General features: G+C 65.9%; 3 protein-coding genes. All 3 read right to left on the bottom strand.

The features are described 5' to 3' along the window. Nucleotides 1-89 precede the first annotated feature (89 nt). On the bottom strand, nucleotides 90-1937 hold the full coding sequence (locus tag ACOZBY_RS21770) for an SIR2 family protein (RefSeq protein ID WP_422762676.1): 1848 nt from the start codon (nucleotides 1935-1937) through the stop codon (nucleotides 90-92). Between the two features lie 124 nt (nucleotides 1938-2061). After that, on the bottom strand, nucleotides 2062-4455 hold the full coding sequence (locus ACOZBY_RS21775; protein ID WP_422762677.1) for a Helicase associated domain protein: 2394 nt from the start codon (nucleotides 4453-4455) through the stop codon (nucleotides 2062-2064). Further along, nucleotides 4442-4849 (bottom strand): ankyrin repeat domain-containing protein, encoded by a 408-nt coding sequence (locus ACOZBY_RS21780; RefSeq protein WP_422762678.1) that lies wholly within the window; start codon nucleotides 4847-4849, stop codon nucleotides 4442-4444. Before ACOZBY_RS21780 ends, ACOZBY_RS21775 begins: the two co-directional genes overlap by 14 nt. Nucleotides 4850-5405: the final 556 nt, after the last annotated feature.

Here is a 5405-nt window from a genome sequence, read left to right on the forward strand (position 1 = left end):
GCTTCCCTCGGGCGAGGGCGTGGCGCCCGCCACTGCGGGCGCCGTGCGTCGGGGGCGCTGGGAAGGCCCGGTCAGGGCGGCAGCCCGGATCACCACTTTCTTGCGTTTTTGGCTCGCCAGTCGACGAGTGCAGCGTGGGCGGCCTGAGCTCGTGCGAGATCTCCCCCGAAGGCTCCAGCCCGCAGAAGCGGCCATGAATCGCTGAGTTCCCGCTCGACGGAGGCGGTAAGACCGACGTCGTCGTAGCCCCAGAAGGAATCCAAGAAGAACTCACCTGCCCATGGGTAGGCGAAGACCTCGTTGTCCGAGTCCATGGCGGTCATGGAGGCCAGGAACTCGAACCGGGAGCAGGCCTCGCGGTAGGCGATGTCGCTGGGTTCGACGAGCCGAAAGGCCTCCCGCAGTTCGTCCTTGAGCCAGTGACTCTGGGGATAGAGCCATCCATTTCCGCCGCTCGAGCGGCTTATGTTGTTGATCCCCTCAGGCTCGATGACGCGGAGGGGGTTGAGATACCAGGCCGGTCCCTGGCGCCGGTGTCCGGAGGACGGATATGCCCATTCAGGGCGGGTCAGGACACTGGCCAGCAGCTCTTCTCGGCGGCTCAGGACCGCCGCAACCCCGATCGTCCAGGTCGCCAGGAGCGCCGGAAGGTGGCGCAGCTTCTCCAGATACTCGTTGTACGAGCCCGGCATGGTGTCGCGCATGCGGACCAGACGTCCGACGGCACGTTGCCACAGTTGGTCGTGGGCGCCATCGTCGTGGAAGACGCCGTTGGCCAGGAGGTGCAGCAGGATGTCGCTGTCGGCCCGGTAACCCTGGACGCTAGCCGCGAAGATGTCGGCCCACGTGGCGGACGTGGCGCTCATCGGTCGGCGCTCCGGTGTGCTGCCGTCAATGATCTGAGTGACAGCCTGGTCGACGAGGTCGAACAGTTCGATGCGACGCACAGGGTCGGGCAGAGCGCGCTTGAGCTGGACAACGGCCAGGTCGCGAGTGATGGGCGCGGCAGACAGGCGATCCAGCGCTTCAACCTGCTGCATGAGGCCTGTGAAGAGCTCGTCCGCGCTCATGCCTTCGACGATGACCGCGCTGTGCTGGGTCGTCAGGCGACGTGCTGCGGGTCCGAGCTGGCCGTACGTGGACCAGAACATCGGATAGCGGCGTGAGCGGGTGCCTTCGACGGCGCGGACAAGGGCCGTGTCCCAGTCCGCGGACCAGCCGCACACGATCAGCCCGTACTCATCCAGCACCCGCTCCAGGAGCCCCTGCTGGGTCTCAGGGTAGGACTCCAGCTCGTCCACGGTGTTGCGCTGAGCCAGGTCGGCGTAGTCACCGTGCAGCTTGATCACGGTGACCTGGCTGTGCGCGAGCGGCTTCATGGCGTCGATCGCCTCAGGCCGGTGCACCACTTGGGGCGAGATACCGACCTCCTGCAGTGCCCTCTCCATCAGCCGGTCGAAGTTGGTGGTCAGGATGACGCGGATGCTGCCCCGTTTGACCAACTGCGCGATTGCCCGGTGCGCCGCAGTCGGGGCCTTGTCACCATCGTCGTCGCCGTCTTTGGGCTCGAAGTATCCCGCGAGCAGGGCCTGGCGTGAGGCCGGCTTCGGTGCCACGGCGGCCAGGAGACTGGAGTAGCCCAACGGCTCGTCACAATTGGACTCCCACCACTTGTCGGGATCGCCCATGGCATCGGTACGGGCGTCGGGGTTGCCGGGGTCGCGTACCGAGGCCACCTTCCCGACCAGGTCCTCAACAACGCCCCACCCGGTCTTCACACCCGATGCGATCGAGATGCCGGAGCCCAGCAACAGCGCGTACACGCCCGGGCTTGCGTGAATGTTGAGCGCCAGTGCCATCGACGGCTCGATGAGATCCCCCGCCGTCACCACGACCGGGCTGTCCGCAACGCCCGACGTGGCTTCTTCGCTTCCCACCCCAATGCCTCCTTACGCCGGTGACCCGCCCCAACGGACGAGGACACCACCAGCTGCTCATCAGCAGCATACTCCTCATAATCGTCACTCTGACGAATACGGGAGTTGAGGCAATGGAGCAGCGTCACGTCGCCCAGTCGAGTCCGAGGGCGGCCAGCGCGGCGAGTTTGTCGGTGGTGAGTTTGGCCCGCCTGCTCTTGCTGTTGCTCAGGAACACCCCGAGCTTGACCTCCGTCCCGTCCTCCAGCCGCTCTACGTGGTTCCTGGGGACGGTCATGGTGCCGGTACGCGCCTTGTACTGCGTCAGGGCCGCCACGCCCTTCTCGAAGGCGCTCAGGGGCGTCGTGGACGGCGTCGCGGGCGTCTCCGCCTCCGGGGCCGGGGCCAGCGGTACGATGCCGAGCTGCTCCAGGCGCTCGCGCTGCCCCTCCGCCAGGGCCTGCCAGACCGCCGGGGTGCGCTGCCGGGCCAGCCACTTCCCGATGTCCATGCCGTGGATGGTGAAGCCGGGCAGGACCTCCGTCTCGCCGGCCGTCTGGTCTTCGTCGCGTACGAGTTCGTGTAGTGCGGCGTAGTGGCGTTGCCAGTCGGCCGGCCACGCCGGGTTCCAGTCCGGGTCGATCTCTCGCAGCGCCGTTTCCCATTCGGGGTGCCCGTCCAGTGCGCTGGGTCGGCGGAGGTTGGACAGCCACTGCCCCACGGGCCGGTCCAGCATGGTCGCGGACCGGGGCGCGCACAGCGTCCAGTGCTCTTCGAAGTAGGCCTTGGCGGCTTCCAGGTTCTCCTGGAACCGCTCGTCGGCCAGGCTCCAGACCATGCCGAGCTTCTCCAGTCGCTGGGCGCGCAGCCCGGTCATCTGCCCGGCTCCGTACGCTCGTCGCTGCTCCGCGACCCACTGTCCGAGGGGGTACGCCCCCTCTTTGTGTCCGTATGGAACCCTGGCGTGTGCTTCACGTTCGGTGAACTTCTTCAGCGATGTCCAGCCGCGGGCCCAGTCTTGCTTCTCGGTGTCGATCACGTTGAAGGACACCCAGTCCGCGACCATCACGGGGTCCCTCGGGGCCGCGAACCGCAGCAGCAGCCGGGATTCTTCCGCGCCTTCCTCCGGTGCCGCGCCGATGTACTCGGAGGGCTGCACCATGTCCTTCTGCGGTTCCTGTGGAATGGCGAGCAGTTCGACGGCCTCTTCATCATGAGCCCGCAATCCCTCAAGAACCTTCACCAGGGGCCGGTACGACCCAGAAGTGAACATGTCTTCCGGCTGTTCTCCGGGCTGGAGGAATACCGGCACGATCAGTGAGGCGAGTTTCCCTTGTCCGGGCTTTTGCCGGAGCGCGCGTCCGATGGCTTGGACGATGTCGTGGGGTGCGCCCTTGGGGTCGAGGAGGGCGACGGAGTCCACGGCGCGGATGTCGACGCCCTCGCCCAGGACGCGGCAGTTGGAGAGGACGGCCCGCTGCGCCGTAGTCCCGAACGAGCCCAGCACGTTCCGCCGGTGCTCGGGGATGTGTTCGCCGCACAGCCAGTCCGCCCAGATCCGAGCGGGGTACGCCTCGGGCTGGTCCGCGTGCAGCTTCGCCGCCACGCGTTCCAGGCCCTCTGCGTAGGCCTGTGCCTCTATGGTCCGGTGGTGGAAGGTGATGCACGTCGACAGGTCGTGCTGCGCCATGGTGTGCAGGAGCGCGGCCTGCAAGGCTCCGAGGCGCTGCCCGCGCACTTCCTCGGTGTGCCGTTCCTCGCCCATCAGCCGTTCCGGGGTGACGATCGGGTCCTGGAGCTCCAGGACGATGATCTGGTACCGCGCAAGCAGCCCGCGGGACACGGCCGATGCGAGCGACAGCTTGTACAGGACGGGCCCGAACACGGCCTCGTCGTCCATGGAAGCCGCCATCTCCCGCGGCAGCGGATCGCGCACCCCCTCGGCAACCTCCCGGTTGAGCCGCTCCTGCCAGATCCGCGGCGTCGCCGTCAGATACAGCCGACGATGCGCCGGGATGACGGACTGGTCATGGATCTCCGCCCACGCCTTCCCCATCGACCCGGAAGTCCGGTGCGCCTCATCCACCACCGCGAGGTCCACCGGCGCCAGTTGCTGCCCGTAGAGGCCCTCGAACGCCTCCGCCAGGACACCGAGGCTGGCGTACGTCGCGTAGATGGTCACCGGCCCGGAGCCGTGCCACAGCGCCAGCTGCACAGGGTTCGTGGTGGAACGCACCCGAAGCCCCCACAGCTCCGGATCGTCCTGGAGCGAACACACCGCAACCGCCGGCCCCGCATGCCCAGCCGCGTGCCACGCCTGCACCGTCTGGGACAGAAGGTCCAGCGTCGGCACCAGAACGAGAACGCGCCCCTTGGGCACAAGCCGCCTTGCCGACGCCGCCGCAATGACGGTCTTTCCCGTGCCGCACGCGGCGTGCACCTGCCCGCGCAGACCATTCACGGGAATCCCGCCCGGCGGAACATCCAGGCCGCGCACGATGGCGCTGACAGCCTCGATCTGGTGGTCACGCAGCTTCACAGCCACCCCTGTCGTCGTCTTCCCCTGGAGCCTCCGGTTCTTCGTTACCGGGTGTCAGGTAGCGCTGGAGCAAACGTTCGGCAGGCTTGTGGTTGTAGTACTGCGCGATCTGCAAAGGAGTCTCGCCATCCTCAGCGGGCAGCCGCGGATCGGCGCCGTACGCCAACAGGATCGCGGTGGCAGCTGTGTTCAACGGGTGACCTGACTGAAGATGACCGTCTCCTTCGACATCTATGGCATGGGTGAGCAGAGTGTGTCCAAAACACATCTCATTCGGATCCGTACCATCGTCCAGCAGAATAGTGAGCCCTTCATGGTCACTCATTTCCACGGCCTGGTGCACAGGCGTCCATCTCTCCACACCATCAGCCATCTGCATCATTTCGCTATCCATCACCATCTCCGAGCTTCAGATCCGTAAAGGGCGAGGAGTATTTCAACCGAACGATTGGTCATCTCAGTTCCGGGGGTGCGGGCTACCTCCAGACTCTACACAGTGCATCACTGTGATGCATGACCTTCACGTCAAGGTTCCGACCCCAGGGTGATACGTGACCGAATCTCGCTCCACCACGCTCATTTCGCGTGTATGCTGACGGGGTGTTACCGGGTTGTTCGACGGGCACTTGAGGGTGGGGGATGGGTTCGGGTGGAGCGCAGCGGAGCCCGTCACTGCGCTTGGCCGGCATCCCGTCGGACTGATGATCCGTCACATCAGTTGCTAGGTAGCAGCTCAGATTCCCAGACACTACACAGGCTTCAACATGATGCACCGCCCCTCGTAGCCAGCCCCAGGAGGCCCGCTTGCGGGACTCCCTCAATTCGCGCTTGCGCGAATTGACATCCCGTCAGAATTCCGTTTACGGAATTCAATTCCCGCGTTTACGCGGGAATTCCAAATTGCGCTTGCGCAATTCGCACTCTATGCCCCGGCTTGCCGGGGCATATCC

Origin of the sequence: Lysinibacillus sp. NPDC056220, assembly GCF_049315265.1 — a bacterium.
GTDB lineage: Bacteria > Bacillota > Bacilli > Bacillales_A > Planococcaceae > Lysinibacillus > Lysinibacillus pinottii.